At 70.6% G+C, this 1,583-nt stretch carries 1 protein-coding gene; it reads left to right on the forward strand.

Annotation, left to right across the window (positions count from 1 at the left end):
• Positions 1–1,572 (forward strand): xanthine dehydrogenase family protein molybdopterin-binding subunit (locus AC3XYG_RS40070; protein WP_489145499.1); only part of this gene is annotated, 1,572 nt, incomplete at its 5' end.
• Positions 1,573–1,583: the final 11 nt, after the last annotated feature.

Consider the following 1,583-nt stretch of genomic DNA (forward strand, 5'->3'; position numbering starts at 1 on the left):
GTGCCGCGGCTGGACACGCCGGCCAAGATCACCGGCAAGGCCGGCTTCTCGATCGACGTCCGGCGCCCCGGCCAGCTGACCGCGCTGGTCGCCCACCCGCCCCGCTTCGGCGGCACGCCCAAGAGCGTCGACGCCACGGCGGCCAAGCAGGTGCCGGGCGTGGTCGACGTTGTGACGATCCCGACCGGCGTCGCCGTCGTGGCCCAGGACACCTGGTCGGCGATGAAGGGGCGCGAGGCGCTGAAGGTCGAGTGGGATGCGGCCACCGGCGAAGGCCAGTCCACCGACGCGATCATGGCCGGCTACAAGACCGCGGCGCAGACGCCGGGCCTGACCGCGGTCAAGCGTGGCGACACCGAGGCGGCGCTGAAGAAGGCGGCCAAGGTGGTCGAGGTGGAGTTCGAGTTCCCGTACCTCGCCCATGCACCGATGGAGCCGCTGAACGGCGTGCTGGAGCCGACGGCCGACGGCGCGGTGTGGTGGGCCGGGTCGCAGTTCCAGACCGTGGAGCAGGCGACGATCGCCGCCATCCTCGGCCTGAAGCCGGAGCAGGTGACGATCAATTCGACCTTCACCGGCGGCTCCTTCGGCCGGCGCGCCACCCCGACCGCGGATTACGCGGCCGAGACGGCGATGATCGTCAAGGCGACCGGCATGAAGACGCCGATCCATTTGATGCGGACGCGCGAGGACGACATGAAGGCCGGCTATTACCGGCCGATGGCCTATCACAAGGTCCGCGCCGGGGTGGACTCGGCCGGCGGCATCAGCGGCTGGGACCACACCGTGGTTGCCAAATCGATCATGATCGGCACCGCCTTCGAGGCCTTCGCGGTGAAGGACGGCATCGACGCCACCAGCATCGAAGGCGCGTCGGACACCGCCTACGCCGTGCCGGACCTGACCGCGACGGTGCACAACGCCAAGGAGGGCGTGCCGGTGCTGTGGTGGCGGTCGGTCGGCCACACCCACACCGCCCATGCGGTCGAGACCGTGGTCGATGAGCTGGCGCATGCCGCCGGCCAGGACCCGGTCGCCTTCCGCACAGCACTGCTGCGCGACCAGCCGCGCCACATCGGCGTGCTGGCCCTGGTGGCGGACAAGGCGGGCTGGGGCAAGCCGATGCCGGCGGGCAGCGGGCGCGGCGTCGCCGTGCACCAGTCCTTCGGCACCTATGTCGCGACGGTCGCCGAGGTCTCGATCAAGGACGGCACGTTGAAGGTCGATCGTGTCGTGGCCGCCGTCGATTGCGGCATCGCGGTCAACCCCGACGTCATCCGGGCCCAGGTCGAAGGCTCGGTCGGCTTCGCCCTGTCGGTGGTCCTGCGCAACAAGATCACGCTGAAGGACGGCGAGGTCGAGCAGGCCAATTTCGACACCTATGAGCCGACGCGGATGTCGGAGATGCCGAAGGTCGAGGTCCACATCGTGCCCTCGGCCGAAGCCCCGACCGGCATCGGCGAACCCGGCGTGCCGGGGCTGGCGCCGGCGGTCGGCAATGCGGTGTTCGCCGCGACCGGCCAGCGGCTGCGGTCCCTGCCGCTGGACCTGTCGAAGCTGACCAGCAGTTGAGCCGCCGGCCC

Source organism: Inquilinus sp. (assembly GCF_057815775.1).